Source organism: Lichenicoccus sp., from assembly GCF_965277665.1.
GTDB lineage: Bacteria > Pseudomonadota > Alphaproteobacteria > Acetobacterales > Acetobacteraceae > Lichenicoccus.
This window is the reverse complement of sequence record NZ_OZ255835.1, coordinates 226,274-247,924: the sequence shown is the minus strand read 5'-3', so window position 1 is coordinate 247,924 and position 21,651 is coordinate 226,274. Positions and strand designations below refer to the sequence as shown.

Sequence of the window (21,651 nt, the reverse complement as noted above, 5' to 3'; positions counted from 1 at the left end):
AGCATGGCCGAGGAACTCATGGTTCAGGAACTCATGGCTCAAGAACTCGGGACCGCCGCCGTCCGCGCGATGCTGGTGCTCGTCTGCACGCGCATGATCGAGAACACCGACCGGCTGACCTCGGCCGACCAGGCGGTGGGCGACGGCGACCATGGCATCGGCATGCGGCGCGGCTTCACCGCCGCCCGCGACAAGCTCGCCGAGACCGAACCGGCCACCGCGGCGGATGCGTTCAAGGCAGTCGGCACCGCGGTGATGTCGCAGACCGGTGGGGCTTCGGGCGCGGTGTTCGGCACCCTCTACCGCAGCGGCGCCACCGCCTGTAGCGGCACTGCGCTCGATGCAGCCGCATTCCTCGCGTTCCTCGACCAGGGGCTGGCGGCGGTGCAGAAACGCGGCGGCGCGATGCCGGGCGCCAAGACGATGATCGACGCCCTGGCCCCGGCGGCCGAAGCGGCGCGGGCCGCTCAGGCGGACGGGCTGGCGGCGATGATGCAGGCCGCTTCCGCGGCGGCCCAGGATGGCGTCGAGGCCAGCCGCGCCATGATCGCCACCACCGGCAAGGCGCGCGCGCTCGGCGAGCGCTCGCTCGGTCACCCGGATCCGGGGGCGATCTCGATGCAGATCCAGCTCGCGGCGATGCGCGAGTTCATCTCGACGCAAGGGTAGGACGCAAGGCGAGGCCACGGGCTTTGCCCTTGGAACCCATCAAAGGCACGCCTTTGAAATCCTTTTTATCGTGGTCCTGCGATGATGACGAGCACGCCTAGCAGGCACAGGGCGGCGCCGGCCAGGTCCCATCGATCGGGCCTGACCTGCTCGACGACCCGCAGCCAGGCCAGCGAGGCCGCGATGTAGATGCCGCCATAGGCAGCATACGCCCGCCCCGCCGCCGCGGCGTCGATCAGCGTCAGCAGGCAGGCGAACCCCAGCAGCGCGGCAAGGCCCGGGATGCCCCACAGGATGCTTTGGCCCAGCCGCAACCACATCCAGAAAGCAAAGCAGCCGGAGATTTCCGCCACCGCGGCGCAGGCATAGACCAGGCCATCACGCAGCAGGTGCGGCACCGCCCGTGGTCAGGCCGCAAGCAGCCCGTGCAGGCCGAAAAATCCGTCCGGATCGGTCCAGAATCGCTCCGCCCGCCAGCCGGCCTGGTTGGCCAGCGCCGTGAAGCCCTCGCGCGTGTGCTTGTAGCTGCTCTCGGTATGGATCGTCTCGCCGCGGGCAAAGGCGACGCCATGTCCCGCCACCTCCACCACCTGGGCCACCGTGCTGACCAGATGCATCTCGATACGGCCAGCCTGCTGGTTCCAGACCGCGCGGTGGTTGAACCGCGCCGTGTCGAAAGCAGCCCCGGTGATGCGGTTGACATGCCGCAGGATGTTCTTGTTGAACTGCGCGGTCACGCCGGCCGCGTCGTCATAGGCGGGGATGAGTTCCGAACGGTCTCTAAACAGGTCTGTGCCAATCAGGAAACGTACTGGCGCGTCGCGCACTCCATCCGCGAGGTCAGAACGGGCCTGCTCCAGGAATCGCCGCACCAGAGGCGGATCGAAATTTCCGATCGTCGAGCCCGGGAAGAAGCCGAGCCGTCCGCCGCCACCAGCCGCCGGCAAGCTCACCGGGCCGGTGAAGTCCGCTTCTACCGGCTGCACACGCAGCGTCGGATGGCTGGTCTCCAGCCGTGCCGCCAGGGCGGCAAGGGCCGGTCCGGCAATATCTATCGGCACATAGGTCGTGATCGCGTCGGGGGCGGCGTCGATCAACGCGACACCCTTGCGCTCGTCGCTGGCGCCGTACTCGACCAGGCTCGTGTCGTGGGCGACGTCGGCGGTGATCTCGTCCCTATGCAGATCGAGCAGTGCCGTCTCTGCCCGCGTCACGTGATATTCAGGCAGCATCGTGATGCGCCTGAACAGTTCGCAACCGGCCTCGTCATAGAACAGCCGCGTCGGCAGCGTTTTCTGGCGCGCTTTCAGACCTGAAACGATATCCATGAGGTCGGCGTCGCGCTGCGACGGCGCACCGTTGAGAAGATCGAGGTCGCGCTGCGACCCCGAAACAGCCATCTGATCGGGCATGACTTGTCCTAGCGATCCTGCGCCAGGCGCAAGCCGGTGACCTGCCAGCGCTTGTCGGGCTGGAAGAAATTGCGATAGCTCGCCCGCGCATGGCCCGGCGAGGTCGCATGCGAGCTGCCGCGCAGCACCATCTGGTTGATCATGAACTTGCCGTTGTACTCGCCGATGGCGCCGGCGACCGGCTTGAAGCGCGGATAGGCCAGGTAGGCGCTGCTGGTCCATTGCCAGGCATGGCCGAAGAAGTCGGGCAGCTCCGGCTGCGCCGCCTCCAGCTCCGCCTCGGTCGGCAGCCTGGCACCCGCCCAGCGTGCGAAGGCATCGGCCTCGTACCAGCTGACATGCGTGACCGGCGCATCGGGATCGACCGCGCCGCAGCCGCCCGGCGTGACCTGCCGCCAGCCACCCGCCCCGTCGGGACGCCAGTGCAGCGGTGCGCTCCAGCCTTCCCGCGACACCTCGGCCCACCCGTCGGACATCCAGAGGTCCGGCCGCGCATAGCCGTCGTCGCGCATGAACTCGAGCCACGCAGCGTTGCGCACCAGCCGGTTCGCCAGCGCATGCGGCAGCAGGATCTCCTGGTGCCGGGGATACTCGTTGTCGAAGCCGAAGCCGCTGCCGGCATGGCCGATGCCCGCCAGGCCGCCGGGACGCTCGATGAACCGGGCCGGACCCGGAGGCGCCGGCGGCGCGGTCCAGCCCGGGATCACCGCGATCCCTGCGTCCAGCCAGGCGAGCGGGTTCTGCGCCAGGGCATGCAACGCGTCCGTCACCAGCAGCTCCTGGTGCTGCTGCTCGTGATGCAGGCCGAGTGTCACCAGGTCTGCGAGCCCATCCGCGTCCGACGCCTGCAGCAGCCGGTCCAGCGCCGCATCGACATGGGCCCGATAGGAGGTGACATGGGCCGCATCCGGACGGGTCAGCAGGCCGCGCATCGGGCGCGGATGCCGGGGTCCGACAGCCTCGTAGTACGAATTGAACAGGAACGAGAAGGCGGGATCGAACGGCGCATAGCCGGCGAGGTTGGGCCCCAGCACGAACTGCTCGAAGAACCAGGTGGTATGGGCGCGGTGCCACTTCGCCGGGCTGGCGTCGGGCATCGACTGCACGCACTGATCCTCGGGCGAGAGGCCACTCGCGAGATGTTCCGTGTAGGCCCGGACCGCTCGGCAGTGCTCCTGCACTGCGGGACGGTGGGCGGTCGGCTTAAGCTCGGACATGCCATGCTCGCGAATGAGGGCTCACAACACGATCAAGTCGCGATGGTTGCTTCACCGTCAAGCAGGCGCATCAGAATGTCCAGCCGGTCGGCGTCGCGCGGCGGCTTGTCCGTACGCAGCCGGGACACCCTCGGAAACCGCAGCGCCACGCCGGATTTGTGCCGGGTGGAACGCTGCGCCGCGTCGAAGGCGATCTCGAGCACGATCCCGCTATCGTGGCCATGCGCCACCTCTCGCACCGGACCGAAGCGGGCCGTGGTGTGGTTGCGTATCCAGCGGTCCAGCATCACGAGCTCGGCATCGGTGAAGCCGGAATACGCCTTGCCGACCGGAACCAGCTCCTCGCCGCCGCCATCACCGATGCGCCAGAGACCAAACGTGTAGTCCGAATAGAACGAGCTGCGCTTGCCGTGGCCACGCTGGGCATACATCAGCACGGCGTCGATGGTCAGCGGGTCGCGCTTCCACTTCCACCACAGCCCTTTCGGGCGTCCCGGCAGATAGGGGCTGTCGCGCCGCTTGAGCATCAGACCCTCGATGCAGGCGGCCCGCGCCGCATCGCGCAGCGCCGACAGCGCGGGCAGGTCGGGCACGTCGATCAGCTCGGAGAGGTCCATCCGGGCCGGCGCCGTGCGGGCATACCAGTCCTCCAGCCGCCGCCGCCTGGCGTCGAACGGCAGCGGCCGCACATCCTCGCCGGTCTCGAACAGCATGTCGTAGAGCCGGATGCCGACCGGGAACTGCTGCATCATGCGCGCCGTCGGCGCCTTGCGGTTCAGCCGCTGCTGCAGGTCGGCGAAGGGTGCCACTTCGCCGTGGCGGAGCACCAGCAGCTCGCCATCCAGCACCGCGTCGAAATCCATCGCCTCGACGATTTCGGGAAAGGCCGCCGAGATGTCCTCGGAGCCGCGCGAATAGAGCCGCCGGCCGCCGGGCGTTGCGACGAGCTGCACGCGTATGCCATCCCATTTCCATTCGGCGGCAAAACCGGGGTAGTCCAGCGCCGCGAGGTCCTGCACCTCCAGCGGATGCGCCAGCATCGGCGGGCGGAACACCGGCGCACCCGCCGGGTCCGGTCTCTCGCCGCGCCCCTCGAGCCAGGCGAACAACCCCGTGTACGGCGGTGACAGCCCGTGCCAGACCTCCTCGATGTCGTCGGCCGCGATGCGACCGCCGCTCAGCTCGGCCAGCGCGATCTTGGCGATGCGCACCGAGGCGCCGACCCGCAGGCCGCCGGTGATCAGCTTGAGGATGGCAAGCCGCACGGTGCTGGGCGAGGCATCGAGCCAGCCCGCGACCAGTGCCGGCAGCTCGGCCTTCGGCGTCGTCGCCAGCGACCGCACGACCTCGACAAGCAGCGGCGGCGGCGCGTCGGCACTGCGCTCGGGCCACATCAGGGCGACGGTTTCCGCAAGGTCGCCGACATAGTCATACGACCAGGCGAACAGCACCGGGTCGGTGCGGCTCTCGGCGAGCTGCCGGATCAGCGCCGGCTTGGCGGCATCGAAGGCAAGCTCCCCGGTCAGCGCCGCCAGCCCGATGCCGCGGTCCGGATCCGGCTCGGTCTCGAAGAACCGGCGCAGCAGCGCGATCTTGGCAAGCCGCCCGGGTGTCAGCGTCAGCCGTTCGAGCAGTTCGGCAAACGCGATCATGCCCCCGCCTTGTCGCCTGCGTTAGCCTCGACTCCCGCCTCGTCCTCGTCGCCGTAGCCGACCAGCCGCAGCGCCCGGCCGCGCCGGCCCTGCTGCTCGGCGGCGTGGATCAACGCCTCCTCGCGGCCATGCGTCACCCAGATCTCCGGCGCATCGACCTCGGCGAGCGTCGCGCACAGCTCGTCCCAGTCGGCATGATCGGAGATCACCAGCGGCAGCTCGATCCCCTTCGCGCGCGCGCGCTGGCGCACCCGCATCCAGCCCGACGCGAGGCACACCACCGGGTCGGACAGCCGGCGCGCCCAGCGATCGGCGATGGCGGACGGCGGCGCCAGCACGATCGCACCGCGCAGCTCGGCCTTGGCCGCGACCGTGGCCGGGCGCAATTCGCCGAGCGCCACACCCATGCGCGCGTAAGCCTGGCATAGCGGGATCAGCGCGCCGTGCAGGTGGATCGGCCCGTCCCAGCCGGCCTCGCGCAGCAGGGCGATCAGGCGCTGGCACTTGCCGAGCGCGTAGCAGCCGATGACATGGGTGCGCTCGGGGAACAGCCGCACGCTGTCCAGCAGCCTGAGCGCCTCGCCGAGCGGCGGCGGATGCCGGAACACCGGCAGCCCGAAGGTCGCCTCGGTCACGAACACGTCGCAGGCGATCGGCTCGAAACCGCGGCAGGTCGGGTCCGGCACGCGCTTGTAGTCGCCCGACACCACCGCCCGGCTGCCCTGCCACTCCATCGCCACCTGGGCGCTGCCGAGCACGTGACCGGCCGGCTGCAACCACACCCGCACCCCGTCCAGCAGGAGCGGCTCGCCATAGTCCAGCACCTGCCGCACTGCCCCGGAGCGCCCCTCGCCCATGCGCACATCCATCAGCGCCATGGTCTGCGGGCTGGCCAGCACCGCGCCGTGGCCCGGGCGGGCATGGTCGGCATGCGCGTGGGTGATGATGGCCCGCTCGACGGGACCGGGAGGATCGATGAAGAACCCGCCGGGCTCGCAGAACAGCCCCTCGGGGAGCACCTTGAGCCAGGTTTCGGGATGCGGCGCCATCCGGCTGCAGACGCGCAACGGACCGGCGCGGTTGCCTACTCGGCCGCGACCCGCTGCGGTCGGCGACGCCGTGCCAGTCGCCAGGCGAGAACAAGTCCGGCGCTCTGCTGCGCCCACCAGCCGCCGGTCGCCATCGCCTCGCCCGCCTGCAGGTCGCCGGTCTGCACGACATCGTGCCTGAAGTCGGCGGTGCCGAGCATCATGTCCCACCACGGGAACACGCCGCCAAAGTTGCAGGAGTTGCGACCCGCGGCCCGAAGCCCATGATGCGCGCGATGGAACTGCGGCGAGATCAGCAGCCGCTCGCCCAACCAGCCGAAGCCGATCCGGGTGTTGGCGTGCGACAGGCTCTCGACCAGCCGCAGGCTCAGCACCAGCAGCGGGAACTGCATCGGCGGCACGCCGATCAGCAGGCCGGCGGCAATGAACCAGACATAGGAGATGGCGTCGTCCAGCACATGGTTGCGGTCGTCCGACCAGAAGGTCATCTGCCGCTGCGCATGGTGCACGGCATGCAGTCCGTACCACCAGCCGAAGCTGTGCGAGAAGCGGTGCCGCCAGTAGTCGGCGAAATCCAGCAGGACAGCGTAGATGAAGAAGCTCAGCACCGGCATGCCCATCAGCGCCGGCACCAGCGTCTCCAGCGTCGGCGGCACGATGCCGTGGTCGGCGAGGCTGCCGTTGATCCAGGTCTGCACCTGGTAGAAGGCGAAGAAGCTGACCAGCGGGAAGATGCCGATCCGCGCCAGCACGGTGTAGAGTATGTCCATCGTCACCGCCCGATATCGGCCGAGACCGTGGCGCCCGGGATCGCGCGGGAAGCGCTGCAACGGCCACCATGCCTCCAGCGGCATGCAGATGGCGCAGTTGATCGCCACCTGCAGCACGCCATAGACGGCGAACAGCGCCCACATGAAGGAGACGTCCTCCCACTGCATCCAGCCCAGCCGCCACAGGACCGGGATCAGGAAGGTCTCGTGGATCCAGCCGGCGATCCAGGCAAACGGGTCGATCATGCCGGCCTGGTTAGCACGATCGCGTGCGCGTCGCAGCCCGGTTGCGATCCTGGCTTGACCGCTTTCACGATTGGCATTGGAACATCGCGAGTTGCATGGCACTCGGATCGGACTCGCAGGGACTTCATGGCCGCCCATCGCCTGCTGCTCGTCGAGGACGAGTTCCTGATACGCATGACGCTCGCCGAGGTCCTGACCGATGATGGCTTCGAGGTCGTCGAGGCCGAGGATGGCGACAGCGCGCTGGCGCTGCTGGCCTCGGAGGCGGGGATCGCCCTGATGCTGACCGACATCCAGCTGCCCGGCGGCATCGACGGCAAGACGCTGGCAGGCAAGGTGCGCGAGCAGAAGCCCGGCCTGCCGGTGATCTTCATGAGCGGACAGTCCCAGAGCCGGCCGGACCCGGATCCGCTCAACATCTACGTCAACAAGCCATACTCGCCGATCGCGCTGTCGGCCCGGGTGCGCCAGATCCTTGATGGCGCCTGAAGCGGGGATGGCGCCTGAAGCGGGGGCGTCGGCAGCCGGGTCGTCGAACGACCGGCGACCCTTGGTCGATGGCGACCGGCGCGACATCCTGCTCGCCGCCCTCGAGGCGCTGCATGCCGGGCGCTTCGCGAATGCTGCGGCGCTGACCGGCCCGTTCGCGATCGAGGCGGACATCGAAGGCCGGTTGCTGCACGGGCTGGCGCGTGCCGGCGCGGGCGACACCGAGGCGGCCGCCCTGCTGCTGTGCCGGATCGCGGGCGAGACGCCGCAGGCCCTGCATCCGGTGCAGGATTTCGCCACCCTGCTGTCCGGCCAGCAGCGCGGCCGGGAGGCGGAGCCGCTGTTTCGCGCCGCCCTGCGGCTGACGCCGGACGAGCCACGCCTGCTGCTGGCCTTCGGCGCGTTCGTCGCCGCCTGGCACCGGCCGGAGGAGGCCGAGGCGGTGCTGCTCCAGTGCCTGCAGGTGCGGCCCCGCGACCTCTCCACGATGAACCAGCTCGGCATCGTCAAGGCGGCACTCGGACAGACCCAGCAAGCGCTCGGCCTGTTCCGCGACGTGGTCGCGACCAATCCGGCGAACCATACCGCCTGGGCCAATCTCGGCTGCGCGCTCGCCAACGAAGGCCTGTTCGGGGACGCGCTCTCGAGCTACCACCGCGCCATCCGGCTGCGGCCGAACGAGGCGCAGATCCGGCTCAACCACTCGATCTGCCTGCTCAAGGCCGGGCGCATGACGCAGGGCTGGGCGGAGCATGAATGGCGCCTGGCGCTGCCGGGCCACACCGACCTGCCGCGCGAGCGGATGCTGCCGAACCTGTCATCCCTGCGCGACCTCTCCGGCCGCACGGTGCTGGTGACGCAGGAGGAGGGTCTCGGTGACAGCCTGATGTACCTGCGCTACGTGCCGCTGCTGGCCCGGCGCGGCGCGAAAATGGTGCTCTGGGTTCCGGAGGCGCTGCGCCGGCTGGCGGCCCGCGTGGAGGGGGTCGCCGAGGTCCTGAGCGGCGACGTCCCGCGGATCGGCTTCGACTGGCACTGCCCGTTCATCAGCCTGCCGCGCGCGTTCTCCGGCACGCCGGAGGCGTTCGGCCAGCCGGCGCCCTACCTGCAGGCCGATCCGGACCGGGTGGCGGCGATGCGCGCCCTGCTGCCACCCCCCGTCTCGCCCGCCGCCTCGCTTGCACCGCGCCGGATCGGTCTGGCCTGGGGCGGGGCGCCGCGCTCGCACGATCCGGTGGCAGCCGGCATCGACCGCCGCCGCAGCATCGGCCTTGCGGCGCTGGCGCCGCTCGCAGCACTCGGCGGCGTCGAGTGGGTCAGCCTGCAGAAGGGACCGTATGAGGCGGAGCTCGATGCGCCGCCGCCCGGGCTCGCTATCCGCAACCCGATGCCGCAGGTCCGCGATCTCGACGACACCGCCGGGCTGATGATGGGCCTCGATCTCATCGTGACGGTCGATACCGCCGTCGTGCATCTCGCCGGCGCGCTGGGGCGGCCCACGATCCTGCTGGACCGCTGGGACAATTGCTGGCGCTGGCTGCATGGCCGCGAGGACAGCCCCTGGTATCCGACGGTTCGGATCATCCGGCAGAGCCGTCCAGGCGACTGGAGCGGCGTCGTCGAGCGGCTGCTGCCGATGCTCGCGGCGCGCAACGCCGAGGCTCGTAGAGCCTGTTTGAAAACGCCGGATGCTGGATGAGAGCGGCCTGCAAGGCCGCGCCCGGCGTGACTTTCCGAGCACCGCAGCGCAGCGGCCGTCTGGCCGTGAGCAGTGGAGCGCAGGAAAGACGCGTCGGATCGCCAGCAGCAGGCGTTTGCAAACAGGCTCTCAGCGCGTGATGAACATCCAGGCCAGGAACGAGACCGGCAGGAGGGCCAGCGACAGGCCGCCGGCGGCGTCCAGCAGATGGTCGAGCGCCCAGTCGTTGACGCGCCCGGTTGCACGGTCGATCGCGGACGCGAAAACGCTCGGCAACGCCGCGAGCGACGGTGGCACCATGGCACGGACATCGTCGCTGACGCTGGTGCGGGACGTCATGCTGGCGGAAGTCATGCTGAGTATGGTCATGGCCGGGTTCCTCTGCTGCCCGGAAGCCCCGTTGGCCTCCATGCCACCAGCGTTGCAGAGGTCATGCCAGCCTTCCTGGCACGCTTAACCTATTGTGATTGCTAAACATTCCAGATCAAGCCGATCCGACCGGGACAGTTGGTTGGTCAGCGGTCGCGATAAGTGGCCGCTGGCGCCGCGTGATGGCGGTTTCGACCACATGGCGCGGTCAGAGTGATTTCGGCTCGTGGATCGGGCAGCCGTTATGGCGCGAGCGGAACTCCGCGGAACTGACATAGGTGCTGTTGCGTGCCCGCATCACCCCGCCCAGGGGCCGGTGCGCGGCCAGCCCGTGCCACGGGCTGAAAGACAACCCCTCGTCATAGGCGGCAACGGCTTCGGGGCTCCAGGATTCCTGCGCCGCGGTTCGCAGGGTAGCGACCGTGACATACGGGCTCTGATCCTCGGGCCAGACCACCGAGGCGTCCTCGATCGGCATCGTCTCGAGGTCGGTGCAGAGCTGCACGCGGAACTCCCACTCGCCGCCACTGGTGGCGTAATGCTGCGAGACCGCGGTGCGCAGGGCGTTCGGATCGTCAGCGGTATGGATCGGCGCGCCCGTAAGTGTCGCAAGGTCGCCGACCGGGACGAGCGAGACCTTGGCGATGTGATCGCCGTACAGGATCGGCACCTGGGAATAGAAGGTCTCGCCGAGGATGTGGGTCTGCTTCTGTCCACCCATCGTGGTGATGGTCGCACTCTTCCCCCCGAACGCCTCGATCACCGCCTCGGCGCCGCGCGCCACCGCGGAGACCACCTTCTTCAGGCCCTCCGCATGGTCGGTGGTCGCGGCCAGCGTCTTGAGGCTGCCGAGGAATTTCTCCGGCGTCGGCGCGGTGAAGGCCGGCCCGTTGACCATGATGAAGTCCTGCGTGCTGTCCGCCTCGCTGCCCGTCAGGCGGGCTCCCGGCACGCCGACGAGCTTCACCGCCAGGCCGCGCGGCGTGGAGACACTGTCGTCGAGGATGTCGCCCGGTATCGTCGAGAACCGCAGGATGGCGTCATAGCGGCCGGGCGACGCGAACAGACCCTGGGCCAGGGCCGGCGGGAGTGCGTCCAGCACGGTGAACTCGCCGCGCAGCACGCCATGGCTCTTGGCATGGACGCTGCGTGTGGCATGGCCGGAATGCTCCAGCGTGGTCTGGCTGATCTTGCCCATGGTGTCGATCAGGGCCCGGTTGATCTCCGCCTCGTTCCCCGCCGGCACTTCCATCGCGGGCGCGAAGCGCACGGGGGGGTTTGGCAGCGGCATCTGTCCGGACATGGGACCTCCTGTCGGTGAACTCCCGACGTCAACGCCGGCCGGCCTCAGCCGTTGCCGATCGCGACCCCGGCAGCCAGCACCAGCGCGCCGCCCAGCATCACCTTGGCAGCCGCCGAGAAGGGCGGCGTCTCCATGAAGCGGAACTGGATCCAGGCGATGATCGCAAGCTCGATCACCACGACGACGCCGGCGATCGCGGTGGCGGTCCAGAATCGCGGGATCAGGTACGGCAGCGTGTGGCCGATGCCGCCGGCGACGGTCATCAATCCGCAGACCACGCCGCGCACCATCGGCGTGCCGCGCCCGGACAGCTTGCCGTCATCGGCGAGCGCCTCGGCGAACCCCATGCTGATGCCGGCGCCGACGCTGGCGGCGAGGCCGACCAGGAAGGCCTTGTGCGGATCGTGGGTGGCAAAGGCGGCGGCGAACACCGGGGCCAGGGTGGAGACCGAGCCGTCCATCAGCCCGACCAGTCCGGGCTGGATCACCTGCAGGACGAAGCGCTTGCGGGCATCCTCGTCCTCGCGTTCGCGCACCTCGCCGGGCAGGCGGGTCTCCTCGATGTGGCCGGCGGTCTGCACGTGCTCCGCCTCGGCCGCCGCCAGGTCGCCGAGCAGGCGACGGATCGCCGGATCCGAGGAGCGCGCCGCCGCCTGCAGATAGAACCGGCTCGCATCGGCCTCCATCTGCCGGGCCTGGCGCCTGATGACCGCAATGCCCTTGGGCACGATCTGCCAGGCCGGCTTGGGCAACGGCGCTCCCTTGATGTCGCGCCGGCGTATGTCGGGGATGTGGTCGCCGAAGCGTGTCTCGAACAGGTCGATCAGCGCGCGCCGGTGACCGTTTTCCTCGGCGGCCATGTCGTCGAACAGGCGGGCGCTGTCGGGATACGTCTCGCGCAGGCTTTTGGCGAAATCGACATAAGTGCGGCCGTCCTCCTCCTCGTTGGAGATGGCAAGTGCGAGCACTTCCCGCTCGGACAGATCTTTGAACATTCGCATGGGTCGCTTTGAGCGCAGTTCAGCAACAAAGTCAAAGGAGGCAGTCGATCTATACTGATTGTTGATTGGCCACTACTTGCTGCGAGCCGTTTGCATTCTCAAGTCCACAAGAACGAGGCGTGCCGTCCGCGCCTGCTTGCCGCCTGGCGCAAACGCGTCAACCATGCCGCATGATCAAGACCCGGCGCATCCCCCGCTGCCCCGCCGTTCCGGTGGCAGGCCTTCTCGTCCTGGCCACGGCCGCCGGCGCGGCCGCGCCGCCTCCGGCTTCGAGCATCTTCGCGCCCTACCAGCAGCTCTACCCGGCCAACGCCTATCGCTCTGCCAGCGGCGCGCCGGGGCCGGCCTACTGGCAGAACCGCGCCGACTACCGGATCGCCGCTGCAATCGACACGACGACGAAGAGCCTCTCGGGCGACGAGGTGATCCGCTACACCAACAACAGCCCCGATGCGCTCGACGCCCTGTGGGTGCAACTCGACCAGAACATCTATCGCGCCGATGCGCGCGCCGCCTTCGTGTCGCGCTACTTCGGCCGCCAGCACACCGCGGGTGACGTCATCGAGGCGGTCTCGATCGAGCAGGGCGGCCGCGACAGCCCGCTCGCGTTCCTCGTCGACGATACGCGCATGCGGGTCACCCTGCACCAAGCGCTCAGGCCGCACGGCGGCACGATCGCCCTGCACATACGCTGGCACTACACGATCCCGGGCCCGTGGGGCGGCCGCACCGCGGTCACGCCGACGCGCAACGGCGACATCTACGAGATCGCGCAATGGTTCCCGCGCATGGCGGTGTACGACGACCTGCGCGGCTGGGACACGCTGCCCTATCTCGGCAACGAGTTCTATCTCGAATACGGCGACATCGACTACCGCTTGACCGTGCCTGCGAACTTCATCGTCGTCGGGTCCGGCGCGCTGCAGAACCCGGGCGAGGTGCTGTCGTCGCTGCAGCGGCAACGGCTCGCCCGCGCCGGGCACAGCGACCGGACGCTGATGATCCGCACACCCCAGGAGGCGAACGCCGGATCCGGCAAGCCGGCAGCATCCGGCACCCGCATCTGGCATTTCCTCATGCACAACACACGCGATGTCGCGTTCGCCGCATCCGCCGCCTTCGTGTGGGACGCGGCGCATCTCGACCTGCCCGACATCGCCGGCCAGCCGCGTCTCGCCATGTCGGTCTATCCGGTGGAGGCAGCGGGAGACGGGCACTGGGCCCGCTCCACCGAATATGTGCGCAACGCGATCGACTACTTCTCGTCCAAGTGGTTCCCCTATCCCTGGCCGAACGCCATCAACATGGCCGGCCACGGCGCCAACATGGAGTATCCCGGCATCGTCTTCGACGGCATCGCGGATGCCGGCAAGAAGCTGTTCTGGGTCACCACGCACGAGATCGGGCACAGCTGGTTCCCGATGCTCGTCGGCTCGAACGAGCGTCGCGCGGCCTTCATGGACGAGGGGTTCAACACCTTCATCGACACCTACGCGTCGGACGACTTCAACCACGGCGAGTTCGCGCCGAAACGCGATTCCGAATATGCGCCGGGCGGCGGCAATCCGGTGGACGAGATCGTGCCGCTGCTGCTGCGACCGGACGCACCGACCATCCTCGACGAGGCGGACCTGGTACCGTACCGGTGGAGCCACACCGTGCAGTATTTCAAGGCGGCGCTCGGGCTGCGGCTGCTGCGCGAGCAGATCCTGGGCGCGCCGCGTTTCGATGCCGCGTTCCGGCGCTACATCGCCTTGTGGGCCTACAAGCATCCGTCGCCGTCGGATTTCTTTCGCACGATGGACAGCGAGGGCGGCGAGGATCTGTCCTGGTTCTGGCGCGGCTGGTTTGCCCGCAATTGGCCGCTGGATCTGGGCGTGGCCGCGATCGACGCGCAGAGTGGCAGCGTCACCCTGGTCAGCAAAGGCGGCCTGGTGCTGCCCGCCACGCTGCAGGTGACTTACGCCGACGGCAGCAGCCGGCGGGTGCGCATCCCGGCCGAGATCTGGCAGCAGGGGCCGCAGGCGACCGTCAGTGTCGCCGGCGCGGCGCGTATCGTCGGCGCCGTGATCGATCCCGACCATGTGCTGCCCGACATCGACCGGTCCAACAACGCCCTGAACCGGCCGATCCAGCCGGTTTCGTCCTCGCCTGCCGCCCACACACAAGAAACGGGGCACTGATCATGCAGTCCAGCATCATCGGCACGATCCTGCCCGTGCTGAATGTCAGTCTCGATCCAGGCGAGGTGCTGCTGTCGGAGACCGGCGAGCTGTCCTGGAAAAGCCCGAATGTGAGCCTGCGCACCGGCATCGGCGGCGGCGGGGCCGGTGGCTTCCTTGGTGCCATAAAGCGCTCGCTCGGCGGCGGCGGCCTGTTCATGACCGAGTATGTCGCCGAGGGCGGTCCCGGCTTCGTCGCCCTCGCCGCGAAAATCCCCGGCCATATCGAGGAACATGCGGTGCAGCCCGGCCGCTCCTATCTGGTGCACCGGCACGGCTTCCTGTGCGGCACGGCGGGCATCGCGCTGTCGGTGGCGCTGCAGCGTTCGCTGGGTGCGGGCATCTTCGGCGGCGACGGCTTCCTGCTGCAGCAGGTCGCGGGCCAGGGCCGCTTCTGGGTGGAACTCGGCGGCGAGATCGTCAGCCACACGCTGGGCTCCGGCGAACAGATCGACGTGCATCCCGGCCATATCGGCATGTTCGAGGACAGCGTGCGGTTCGAGATCACCATGCTGCCCGGAATACGCAACAAGCTGTTCGGCGGCGACGGCTTCTTCCTGGCCCGGCTGACCGGACCGGGCCGGATCTGGCTGCAGACCCTGACCCTGCCCAACCTCGCGCACGCGCTGTCGCCCTACCTCGGCGGCGCCGGTCCCGTGGCAGGTGCCGAGGCCGGTGCGGCTGCGGGCATCGCCGGCCAACTCATACGCAAGGTGTTCGAATGATGCGTTACCGGCTTCTCGCAACGATGCTAGTCCTGGCGGGCGGGATCGCCAGTCCGCCGGCGCAGGCCGACCAGACCCGGATCGGCGCGGTCAGCACCACCTTCCGCCTGCTCGGCCGCAACGACCAGATCGTGGTCGACCGCTATGACGATCCGCGTGTCGAGGGCGTGTCGTGCTACATGTCGCATGCCGAGACCGGTGGCGTGCGCGGCTCGCTCGGCCTCGCCACCGACCCGAGCCGGTTCTCGATCGCCTGCCGGTCGACCGGCCACCCGGTGGTGCATGGCGAGCTGCCGCCCAGCGAGGTCGTCTTCGACGAGCGCAGCAGTTTCTTCTTCAAGGTGATCCGGGTGACCCGCCTCTATGACGCGCAGAAGCGGGTCCTGCTGTACCTGGTCTGGTCCACCAAGGCGATGACCACCGGCGGCAGCCCGTACAACAGCATCACGGCGGTGCCGCTCGACGCGCCATGAGGGCGGCCTGCTGAAAAACTCGGACCTGAGTTTTCTGGAGCGCAACGAGTGAAGGCCAAGGGCTTCGCCCCTGGACCCCAGCAAAGGCTCGCCTTTGCAATTCCTTAATAAGGATCGGGGTCTGGGGCCTAAGGCCCCAGCGGGACCAGGGCAGCGCCCTGGCCTTGGTGTTTCAGCAACTTCAATACTGGAACTGGTACTTCAACCCCACACTGCTGCCCGGATCGTTCTCCGGCGTGGTGGTGCCGGTGACCTGGCCGCCGGTGCCGACCACCGTGTCGAGCTTGAGGCGCCGGGTCAGGTCGATCTGCACCTGCGCCTGGGTGCCCGAGCCGGACGTGGCCTGCCGCGCGCCGACATAGACGCCCTTTGCCACATACTTGCCGGCCTCCACGCTCGCACCGGAGGTGTTGGCGCCGCCGCTGCCGATCGACAGCCGGTCCAGCCCGAGGGTGCCGCGCACGGTATCCAGCACGCCGCCGCCGCTGCCGCCGCCGCTCAGTTCGGCCAGCGCCGCGGCCAGGCTCGCAAGCTGCGTCGTGCTCAGCTTGGTCGTGGTCTGCTGGAACAGGATCAGCGCCAGCACCTGGTCCTGCGGCAAGGGCGGGTTCGAGGACAGCGTGATCTTCGGCGCCGACGCATAGCCGCCGATGTTGAGCTTTGCCACATCGGCGTCCACGAAGCTCTCCGCGGTGAAGTCCAGCGACGGGTCGATCGCGTTGGTCACCCCGGCGCCGTTGAAGCCGACGCGCCCCCGGGTGAAGGTGAGCGTCACGCCGGCCAGGCTGAAGGTGCCGCGCCGCATGTCGAAGCCGCCGCTGACCTGCGGCGCCGTGGTGGTGCCGCCGACATGCAGGCGGCCGGCCATCTCCGCGTCCAGCCCGTGCCCGCGCACGAAGATCTGGCCGGGCGAGTTCACCGCCATGTCGAGCCCGATGACCCGGCTGCCGGCGGCACTCGCCGGCGGCGGCGGGGTCTCGCCGGGCCGGATCACGTCGAGCGTCGCCACCGAGGCCGGCAGGCTGTTCGGGATGTTGATGGACGCGCTGTCGATGGTCACCGTGCCGGCGATGTCCAGGCGAGACTGCGCCTGCCCCTTGGCGGTGATGTCCATATCCAGCACCGCGGTCAGCAGGTCGCTCGCCAGCGGACGCGCGTGATGCGCAGTCAGGTGCAGGTCGACCGGCAGCCCGGGCAGCAGCGCGCCGACGGTGCCCGAGGCCTCCAGCGTGCCGTCGCCGGCATGCGCCACGAAACGCTCGATGCTGATGCTCTGGCCGCGTGCGGCGATCAGCGCCGCGATGTCGGTCAGCCGCACGCCCTGTGCGAAATCCTGGATCTGGCCGTGGTCCAGCCGGATGGTGCCATCCAGCCGCGGCGCCTGCACGGTGCCGCTGACGCCCAAATCGAGGGCCAGCTCGCCGCCGGCCTGGCGTCCCTCCGCCCCCAGCACCGCGTTGGCCACCGCCAGGTCGATATTGCCGCGGGCACGCAGGCCGAGCGCGCCGGCGGCGCTGACCGGCGCGGTGCCGTCCAGCGCCAGCGCGATCTGCCGGCCGGCATCGAGCCTTGCTGCGATCCGGGCGGCTCCGGCGGCGAGCACCGCCCTGGCATCGAGTGTGCCCGGCGGCAGCGAGGCGCCGGGACCGGTGCGCAGATGCAGGTTGCGAGCGGTGAGCGTGACGGTGCCGCTCGGCCTGGCGGTGCTACCGGTCAGCCGCGCCTGCAGCGCGATCACGCCGGTCGCATCCAGGCTCGGGGCGAACGGCTTTGCCAGGGCGGGCGTGACATTAGCCAGCGAGGCGGTGAGATCGAGCCGCGGGCTGACCTGGCCGGCAATGTCGAGCAGGGCCGGCGCCCCCATGCCGCCGGCGGCCGCCAGCGAAGCGCGCAGATGGTCGACCGCGATCGGCGCCCCGAAGCCGATCCGCGCCGGTCCGAGCAGCCGCAGCGCCTCGCCCTTCGCCGTCGCGGCCAGGCGCGTCACCTGCACATGCTTTCCGGGCAGGTCCAGGATGAGTGCGGTATCGATGCTGGCGGGGGCACCCGCGACATGCTCGAAGGCGCCCCCGAGCACCACGCCCAGCGCCGTCTGCGGCCCCTTCGCGGTCATCCGGGCATGGCCGGTGATGCCGCTGGCCGCGATCTGGTCGGCGCGCAGCGCAAGGTCGATGTCCGGGCTGCCGGCCGGATCGACCACCGTGCCGCGCAGCGCCAGTTGCCCGACATGCGCCGCCTTGGCGCCGAGCGAACCCGACAGATCGACGCGCGCCACAGGATGCGGCTGGCCGGGCGGCTGTTGCGTCTGGATGAGCGCCTTGAGGCTGCCGCTGATCGCCTGGCCGGCGATCCGGCTGAGATCGGCCAGGCGGGTCATGCGTATGTCGAGCGTGCCGAGCGGCAGCCTCGCACCCGCCGGCAGCGTCATGTCGGCGCGGCCGGTGGCACTCTTCCAGCCGAGCCGGTCCAGCGTCACGTGGGTGGCGCCCGCCGCCGACCGCGCCACGTTGGCCGCCAGCGTCAGCGGCGCGCTGTCGAGCGTGCCGTCCAGGGTGATCCGGCCCTCGGGCGCCTTCGGCAGGTGGGTGGCATCGAGCGCCAGCCGCAGCGGCCCTTGCGGGATGATGTTGGAGCCGACATCGCCGTCGGCGCGCACCGAGGCCGCGAGATCGTCGAGCGGACCATGCACGCCGGCTTGCAGCCCGAGCGTGCCGCGCAGGGTCGGCAGCGCCGCCTGCAGGTCGGGCAGGCGCAGGCTGGCGTGCAGGTCGAGGATGCTGGCGAGGTCGGAGCCGGATGCGTCCAGATGCAGCGCGCTTCCATCCACGGTGAGGCCGTACACGCGCACGGTCTGGCCGGCGAGCGAGGCGGTGAGCGCGATCCGGCCGGCCTGGCCGATCAGCCCGACCGCCTGCGGCTGGCCGCCGGTGATGGCCACCGTGCCGCCCAGGCCCAGGATCTCGGCGCCGGCCCGCTGCTCGAAATCGGCGCCGATCGCGGCATGGCCGTCGAGTGCGACGCCGCCCATCTCGGCCAGGGGTGCGAGCTGCGGCAGGGTGATGCCGAGATGGCCGTGCAGCGCGGGGGCCAGGAAGACGCGGCCCCGGATCTGCGCGAGGTCGTGGAAGATGGTCAAATCGACCGGACGCCCCGGCTGCTCGTCATGCAGGGTGGCATCGAGGATCACCGGCGACTGCGCCAGCAGGGCCGGACGCGGGCCGGGGATGCGCAGCCCGTCCAGCACCGCATGCAGCGTGGCGGGTCCGATGGCCGCACCACCCCCCTTCTCGGCGTTCGGGGCCTCGCCGGTGAAGTCCGCGGTGAGGCGGCTCAGCCCGACGCGGGGTGCCGTCAGGTTGTCGAGCACCAGCCGGCCGCTTCCCGCCGGCGCGGTCGGCGTGCCGGACACATGCGCATCCAGCGACAGCCCGTTCCAGGCGATCCCCGGACGCGGCGCCATCGCCGGCGCCCGCCCGGTGGTGCGCAGGTCGAAATGCCGGGTCAGCAGGTCGGCGGTGCCGCGCGCTGCCAGCGTGACCGGCCCGGCATGCAGCGCAAGATCGACCGCGCTGGCGTTGCGCGGGCCGTCGAGATCGAGCGACAGGGTCAGCGGATCGAGCATCGGCAAGGCCGCGAGTGCCGCCACCATGCCACCCTGCGGGTCGTCGGCGCGCAGGTGCAGCCCGAGCCGGTCGGCCGTCGTCACGGTGGTGAGCGAGACCGCGCCCGGATGATCCAGGCGCCGCACGTCGAGTGCGATGTCGCTGTCCGGCAACGTCGCCACCGAGACGCCTGACAGCAGCGGCGCGATCCCGGCCACCTGCACATGCCCGTCTATGCCCACATCGGCCGCGAACCCGGTCACCGGAGCCGCCACCTCCAGCGCGCCGACATGCAGGGCGCGCAGGTCGATGGCGAAGTTCGGGACCGAGCTGCCGCCGGACTTCGCGGGCGGTGCTGGCTTCGCGTTCGGGTCCGGCACCGGTTTGCGCGCCACCGCGATGCGGTCGATCGAGGCGAGGTCGATGCGGGCGCTGCGGCCGAGCAGCGCCAGCGGATGCCAGTCGAGCCGGATGCCGTCCAGCGTGAGCCAGGTGCCGAGATGGTCGTGCACCTCGACATGGGCGACGCGGAGCTCGTCCGGGAAGCGGCCACCGAGGCCGGTCAGCGTCACCAGGCCGCCGCTCAGCGACGCCGCCTGCTGCTCGATCAGGCGACGGCCGGGGCCGGTATTGGCACCGACCAGCAGCACCGCGAGGGCGAGCGCGATGAGCGCCAGCGGTGCCGCGACCAGCAGCCCGGCGAGCCAGAGCACGATGCGGCGCAGGCGGCGGCCGCTCGCGGGGTTTGCGTCGGCCATCAAAACGTCTCTCCGAGGCCGATATAGAGCTCGAAGCTGTCGCCGCCGGGCGGCTTGTTCAGCGGCACCGCGACATCGAGCCGGATCGGCCCGATCGGGGTGTAGTAGCGGGCGCCGACGCCGGCACCCACCCGCAGCGTGCCCTCGAACGGCGCCGAGTTGCTGGCGACCTGCCCGGCATCCACGAACGCCGCCGCCCCGAAGCTCTTGAACAGGCGCTGGCGGAACTCGAAGCTCGCCGCATCGAGCGCGGTGCCGCCGACCGGATTGCCGTCCGGGAACTGCGGTCCGACCCCCTGGTACTTGAAGCCGCGGACGGTGGAGCTGCCGCCCGCATAGAGGCGCTGGTCCGGCGGCAGCTCAAAGGTCGAGGCGCCCTGCACGCTGCCGACGGTGGCGCGCACCGCAATCACGCTGCGGCCGGGACTGGTCAGTCCGAGGTGGGCGAGGTCGTAGTAGGTGGCGCCGGTGGCCTGCAGGATGGTGAAGAAGGCGCTGCCGTTCACGAACGATTCCGTGGGCGCCGCGCCGAGCGAGGCGCGTATGCCGTGCGTCGCGGGATCGAGCGGATTGGCGAGATCGGTACTGTCGAAGCTGGCGCTCAGCGGGATCGAGGCCAGCGTGTAGTCGCGGGTGACCCCCTCCTGGATGATCTGCTCCTGCTCGGCGCCGATGCCGGCGGCGACACTCCAGTGCGTCGACAGCTTGCGGTTGAGACCCACGCGCACCAGCAGGGCGGTCTGGTCGTAGGCCTCCAGGTCCTGCTTGAGGCCCTCGACGCGCACCACCAGGCTCTGGTCGCGATGCCAGAAGTCCGGCTTGTTGAGGTTGGCATAGACATCGTAGCCGAGCCCCTGCTCCGCCGAGCCGCCGAGGCCGGTGACGAGCGCCGTGAGGTCGAGCTGCTCGGCATTGCCGAACAGGTTGTGGTGCGTCCAGGTGACACCGGCGCTGCCACCGAGATCGGTCGAATAGCCGACCTGCGCCGAGACGGTGTGGCGCGCACCCTCGGTGAAGTCGAACACCAGCGGGATGCGGCCGTCCGGCTGCAGCTGCTTCCCGTCAGGACCCAGACCGGTGCGCACCGCGACATCCGAGAACACGCCCACCGAAGCGAGGTCCTGCCGCGCCGCCTCGATGGCGCTGGGCTGGTAGAGCTGCCCCGGATGCAGCAGCAGCCGACGGCGGATGAACTCCTCGTTGACCCGTTTCAGCCCGTCCAGGCTGATGGTGCCGATATCGACCCGCGGCCCTTCATGCACGCTGTAGGCGACGTCGATGGTCCGCTCGTGCTGCCGCAGGATGGTGACCGGCGGCGCGACTTCGGCGAGCGCATGCCCGTCCTCGCGCAGCGCGCCGAGCAGCCGCCCCTGCGCCGCCAGCACGTCGGCGGCGATGGCCGGCTGCCCGGATGCGAGGCCGAACGCCTTGCGGGCGGCCGGCGCCAGCGCCTCGTGGTCCGGATCGTCGAGGGTCACGCGGCCGAGGGTGAATTGCGCACCCAGCGTGAAGGAGAGCCGGATCGGGGCGGTCTGCCCCTTGGGGATTGCGGCCAGCGCGTCGGGCAACCCCGGATCGTCGCCCGGATGGCCGGCGACGCTGATCGTGACGGTGCCGGCATAGTAGCCGAAGCTCTCCAGGGCGGTGCGCAGGCGCGCGTAGTCGGCACGTGCCCGACCGGACAGGGCGAAGGGTCCCACCGGATGCAGCTTCTGCAGCGCGAGCAGGCTCGAGGAGGCCGACAGCGCCGCATCGAGCGCCGCATTGCCGGTCTTGGCGATGGTGGTCTTGTAGGGTTGCGGATCGGCGGCCAGGGCCGGCTGCAGGCACAGCGAGCCTGCCATCGGCAGCAGGGCGATCCTTGCGAGGTCTCGGAAGCGGCAGGCAGGCAGGATCGTATCTCGACTGCAGAGGAAGCCGGAACCTGCCGGTTCCGGATGACCCGGCGCAAGCGATACCAGCAGTCATCCTAGACGATATCGCAGGCGGGCGCGC

The 21,651-nt window shown here is 69.9% G+C and carries 17 protein-coding genes; 6 read left to right on the top strand and 11 right to left on the bottom strand.

Annotation, left to right across the window (positions count from 1 at the left end; all coding sequences use genetic code 11):
• Nucleotides 1-3: 3 nt before the first annotated feature.
• Nucleotides 4-669, top strand: a complete 666-nt coding sequence (gene dhaL, locus ACQY4O_RS01130; RefSeq protein WP_428374412.1) for a dihydroxyacetone kinase subunit DhaL — start codon at nt 4-6, stop codon at nt 667-669.
• Nucleotides 670-734: 65 nt separating this feature from the next.
• On the opposite strand, the gene ACQY4O_RS01125 is transcribed toward dhaL, so the two are convergent.
• Genes ACQY4O_RS01125 through ACQY4O_RS01100 form a run of 6 tightly spaced genes read right to left on the bottom strand, consistent with a single transcriptional unit; the run spans nt 735 to nt 7,015 of the window.
• Nucleotides 735-1,058 (bottom strand): YnfA family protein, encoded by a 324-nt coding sequence (locus ACQY4O_RS01125; protein ID WP_428378067.1) that lies wholly within the window; start codon nt 1,056-1,058, stop codon nt 735-737.
• Nucleotides 1,059-1,076: 18 nt separating this feature from the next.
• On the bottom strand, nt 1,077-2,081 hold the full coding sequence (egtD, locus tag ACQY4O_RS01120; RefSeq protein ID WP_428374411.1) for an L-histidine N(alpha)-methyltransferase: 1,005 nt from the start codon (nt 2,079-2,081) through the stop codon (nt 1,077-1,079).
• An 8-nt stretch (nt 2,082-2,089) separates the two neighbouring features.
• The gene (gene egtB, locus ACQY4O_RS01115) at nt 2,090-3,298 is read right to left on the bottom strand and encodes an ergothioneine biosynthesis protein EgtB (protein WP_428374410.1); all 1,209 of its coding nucleotides are present in this window, start codon (nt 3,296-3,298) and stop codon (nt 2,090-2,092) included.
• 32 nt (nt 3,299-3,330) lie between these two features.
• The gene (locus tag ACQY4O_RS01110) at nt 3,331-4,950 is read right to left on the bottom strand and encodes a cisplatin damage response ATP-dependent DNA ligase (RefSeq protein WP_428374409.1); all 1,620 of its coding nucleotides are present in this window, start codon (nt 4,948-4,950) and stop codon (nt 3,331-3,333) included.
• Entirely contained in the window at nt 4,947-5,999 is a 1,053-nt protein-coding gene (locus ACQY4O_RS01105) for a ligase-associated DNA damage response exonuclease (RefSeq protein ID WP_428374408.1), read from the bottom strand. The genes ACQY4O_RS01110 and ACQY4O_RS01105 overlap by 4 nt, the downstream gene beginning before the upstream one ends.
• A gap of 35 nt (nt 6,000-6,034) precedes the next feature.
• Nucleotides 6,035-7,015, bottom strand: coding sequence for a sterol desaturase family protein (locus tag ACQY4O_RS01100; RefSeq protein WP_428374407.1), 981 nt, complete (start codon nt 7,013-7,015; stop codon nt 6,035-6,037).
• A 126-nt stretch (nt 7,016-7,141) separates the two neighbouring features.
• Between ACQY4O_RS01100 and ACQY4O_RS01095 the strand changes: the two genes are divergently transcribed.
• Both ACQY4O_RS01095 and ACQY4O_RS01090 read left to right on the top strand, forming a co-directional pair.
• Nucleotides 7,142-7,504 (top strand): response regulator, encoded by a 363-nt coding sequence (locus ACQY4O_RS01095; protein WP_428374406.1) that lies wholly within the window; start codon nt 7,142-7,144, stop codon nt 7,502-7,504.
• A gap of 7 nt (nt 7,505-7,511) precedes the next feature.
• The gene (locus ACQY4O_RS01090) at nt 7,512-9,203 is read left to right on the top strand and encodes a tetratricopeptide repeat protein (RefSeq protein ID WP_428374405.1); all 1,692 of its coding nucleotides are present in this window, start codon (nt 7,512-7,514) and stop codon (nt 9,201-9,203) included.
• 129 nt (nt 9,204-9,332) lie between these two features.
• Here ACQY4O_RS01090 and ACQY4O_RS01085 read toward each other — a convergent pair whose 3' ends face one another.
• The 3 genes from ACQY4O_RS01085 to mbfA form a co-directional block, all read right to left on the bottom strand.
• Entirely contained in the window at nt 9,333-9,542 is a 210-nt protein-coding gene (locus ACQY4O_RS01085; RefSeq protein WP_428374404.1) for a hypothetical protein, read from the bottom strand.
• Between the two features lie 238 nt (nt 9,543-9,780).
• Complete coding sequence (locus ACQY4O_RS01080) at nt 9,781-10,875, bottom strand: catalase family protein (protein ID WP_428374403.1); 1,095 nt, start codon at nt 10,873-10,875, stop codon at nt 9,781-9,783.
• A 44-nt stretch (nt 10,876-10,919) separates the two neighbouring features.
• Nucleotides 10,920-11,876 (bottom strand): iron exporter MbfA, encoded by a 957-nt coding sequence (gene mbfA, locus ACQY4O_RS01075; protein ID WP_428374402.1) that lies wholly within the window; start codon nt 11,874-11,876, stop codon nt 10,920-10,922.
• Between the two features lie 170 nt (nt 11,877-12,046).
• Here mbfA and ACQY4O_RS01070 point away from each other — a divergent pair, with 170 nt between their 5' ends.
• Genes ACQY4O_RS01070 through ACQY4O_RS01060 form a run of 3 tightly spaced genes read left to right on the top strand, consistent with a single transcriptional unit; the run spans nt 12,047 to nt 15,296 of the window.
• Nucleotides 12,047-14,059 (top strand): M1 family metallopeptidase, encoded by a 2,013-nt coding sequence (locus ACQY4O_RS01070; RefSeq protein WP_428374401.1) that lies wholly within the window; start codon nt 12,047-12,049, stop codon nt 14,057-14,059.
• A gap of 2 nt (nt 14,060-14,061) precedes the next feature.
• On the top strand, nt 14,062-14,823 hold the full coding sequence (locus tag ACQY4O_RS01065; protein ID WP_428374400.1) for a TIGR00266 family protein: 762 nt from the start codon (nt 14,062-14,064) through the stop codon (nt 14,821-14,823).
• Nucleotides 14,824-14,846: 23 nt separating this feature from the next.
• Nucleotides 14,847-15,296, top strand: coding sequence for a CreA family protein (locus ACQY4O_RS01060; protein ID WP_428374399.1), 450 nt, complete (start codon nt 14,847-14,849; stop codon nt 15,294-15,296).
• A gap of 181 nt (nt 15,297-15,477) precedes the next feature.
• Here ACQY4O_RS01060 and ACQY4O_RS01055 read toward each other — a convergent pair whose 3' ends face one another.
• Nucleotides 15,478-19,656 (bottom strand): translocation/assembly module TamB domain-containing protein, encoded by a 4,179-nt coding sequence (locus tag ACQY4O_RS01055; protein WP_428374398.1) that lies wholly within the window; start codon nt 19,654-19,656, stop codon nt 15,478-15,480.
• On the bottom strand, nt 19,656-21,500 hold the full coding sequence (locus ACQY4O_RS01050; RefSeq protein ID WP_428374397.1) for an autotransporter assembly complex protein TamA: 1,845 nt from the start codon (nt 21,498-21,500) through the stop codon (nt 19,656-19,658). The genes ACQY4O_RS01055 and ACQY4O_RS01050 overlap by 1 nt, the downstream gene beginning before the upstream one ends.
• Nucleotides 21,501-21,651 lie beyond the last annotated feature (151 nt).